General features: G+C 64.5%; 1 protein-coding gene. It reads right to left on the minus strand.

What is annotated here, in order from left to right; all coding sequences use genetic code 11:
- Nucleotides 1–2,148, minus strand: a 2,148-nt coding sequence (locus PMI27_RS00005) for a beta strand repeat-containing protein (RefSeq protein ID WP_024164612.1), incomplete at both ends; no start/stop codon positions are given.

Below are 2,148 nucleotides of genomic sequence, written 5' to 3' on the forward strand. Positions count from 1 at the left end.
GTAGGTCGGCTGGTTGGCGACCGTACCCAGGTAAGTGTTGATGTTGCTGAGCGTGCCCGTGAGCACGATGCTGCTGGTGCCTGAGCCGCTGACCGCGACACTGCCTGCGGTCGCGGCCGTTAAGGTGCCGCTGCCGACAGTGAGCGTGACCGAGATGGTGCCAGCGCCTGCGTCGACGTCTGCCACCGACAGACCGCTGAGCTTGAATGCGGTGTCTTCATTCGTCGTGTAGCTGGCCGGCAGCGTGTTCACCGGGGCGTCGTTGAGAGCGGTGATGTTGATGTTGATCGTGTCGCTGTCGCTCAGCGCACCACCAGTGCCCGTGTTGCCGCCGTCATTGGTCAGCATGGTCAGGGTGACCGCACCGTTGGCATTGGCAACCGGGGTGTAGGTCGGCTGGTTGGCGACCGTGCCCAGATAAGTGTTGATGTTGCTGAGCGTGCCCGTGAGCACGATGCTGCTGGTGCCTGAGCCGCTGACCGTAACACTGCCTGCTGTCGCGGCCGTTAAGGTGCCGCTGCCGACCGTGAGCGTGACCGAGATGTTGCCAGCGCCTGCGTCGACGTCTGCCACCGACAGACCGCTGAGCTTGAATGCGGTGTCTTCATTCGTCGTGTAGCTGGCTGGCAGCGTGTTCACCGGGGTGTCGTTGAGCGCGGTGACGCCGATGGTGACGCTGTGCGAGATGCTGCTGTCGATGCCGTCGCTGACCACAACGTTCACCGTCCGATTAGAAGTGGTCGGCATATCGCTGGAGTTGTTGTAGAGGATGCCGTCCAAAATCGTCTGGTAGGTGGCCTTGATGGCCGAACCGGTGATCGACAGCACGCCGGTGCTGGCGGTGTAACTGACCGTCAGGCCGACCGCTGCCGTTGTAGCTGCTGCGTTAAGCGACAGCGACTCGGTGGCGTTGCCGTCGGGGCGCGCCGTCAGCGTCGCGGTCATCGAGGTCAGGTTGGCCGAATCGACGTCGGTGATGGTCGCTCCCGGGACGATCAGCACGGAGGTCTGTTCTATGAAGGCTGCGGTTGCGTCGTTGCCAGCGCCTCCGCCGTTCAGGTCCGTTATCGGCGCATCGTTAGTGCCGTTGATGGTGATGCTGACTTCGGTCGCGGTGCCATCGGCACTGCTTACGGCGAAGGTGTCGGTGTAGGTGGTGCCGGCGGCGAACTCGTTGTGCGCGGAGTCGGCGACGTAGCTCCAGGCACCGCCAGCGTTGATGGAGAACTGGCCATAGCTGCCGGCGGTGTTGGACTGGGCGACGAAAGTCGCGGTGCTGTCGACGTCGCTGATGGTCAGGGTGCCGTTGGTGGTCAGTGGGGCGTTGGTCTCGGTCAGGGTGACGCTGGCCGAGGACAACACCGCGGCGTCGTTGCTGCCGAGGATCTGCACGGTGACCGAGGTGAGGGTACCGTCGGCACTGCTCACCGCGAAGGTATCGGTGTAGGTGGTGCCGGCGGCGAACTCGTTGTGCGCGGAGTCGGCAACATAGCTCCAGGCACCGCCAGCGTTGATGGAGAACTGGCCATAACTGCCGGTGGTGCCAGACTGCGCGACGAAAGTCGCGGCGCTGTCGACGTCGCTGATGGTCAGGCTGCCGTTGGTGGTCAGTGGGGCATTGGTTTCGGTCAGGGTGACGCTGGCCGAGGACAACACCGCGGCGTCGTTGCTGCCGAGGATCTGCACGGTGACCGAGGTGAGGGTGCCATCGGCGCTGCTCACCGCGAAGGTGTCGGTGTAGGTGGTGCCGGCGGTGAACTCGTTGTGCGCGGAGTTGGCGACATAGCTCCAGGCACCGCCAGCGTTGATGGAGAACTGGCCATAACTGCCGGCGGTGCCAGACTGGGCGACGAAAGTCGCGGCGCTGTCGACGTCGCTGATGGTCAAGGTGCCGTTGGTGGTCAGTGGGGCATCGGTCTCGGTCAGGTTGGCGCTGGCCGAGGACAACACCGCGGCGTCGTTGCTGCCGAGGATCTGCACGGTGACCGAGGTGAGGGTGCCGTCAGCACTGCTCACCGCGAAGGTATCGGTGTAGGTGGTGCCGGCGGCGAACTCGTTGTGGGCTGAGTCGGCGACGTAGGACCAGGCCCCGTCGGTGCCGAGGGAGAACTGGCCATAGCTGCCGGCGGTGTTGGACTGGGCGACGAA

The organism is Pseudomonas sp. GM41(2012), assembly GCF_000282315.2.
Taxonomy (GTDB): Bacteria; Pseudomonadota; Gammaproteobacteria; order Pseudomonadales; family Pseudomonadaceae; genus Aquipseudomonas.